Annotated in this window: 1 protein-coding gene; it reads left to right on the top strand. The window is 72.5% G+C overall.

Annotation, left to right across the window (positions count from 1 at the left end; genetic code table 11):
- Positions 1-54: 54 nt before the first annotated feature.
- The coding region (locus HKX41_11230) for a hypothetical protein (GenBank protein NNC24703.1) at positions 55-280 on the top strand (226 nt) is incomplete at its 3' end.

The raw sequence follows: 280 nt of genomic DNA, 5'->3' as shown, positions 1-280 counted from the left end.
GCGCGCGCGCGGCTGTGAGCAACTATGCAGCGATGGCGGGACTAGAATGCGCCGATGTGCCTGATCGCCCTCGCCTGGCAACACCATCCCCGCTACCGCTTGGCGTTGATCGCCAACCGCGACGAAGCGCACGCCCGCCCGACCGCGCCCGCCGGCGCCGACCCCGAGGATCCGCAGGTCTTCGGCGGCCGCGACCTGTCGCAGGGCGGCAGTTGGTTGATGGTGTCCGCGCGTGGCCGCCTGGCCGCGGTGACCAACGTGCGCGACGGGCGTCAGCTCG

It is taken from the genome of Salifodinibacter halophilus, from assembly GCA_012999515.1.
Taxonomy (GTDB): domain Bacteria; phylum Pseudomonadota; class Gammaproteobacteria; order Nevskiales; family Salinisphaeraceae; genus Salifodinibacter; species Salifodinibacter halophilus.
Note: the sequence above shows the minus strand (reverse complement) of the source record. Positions and strands in the feature narration are given on the sequence as shown.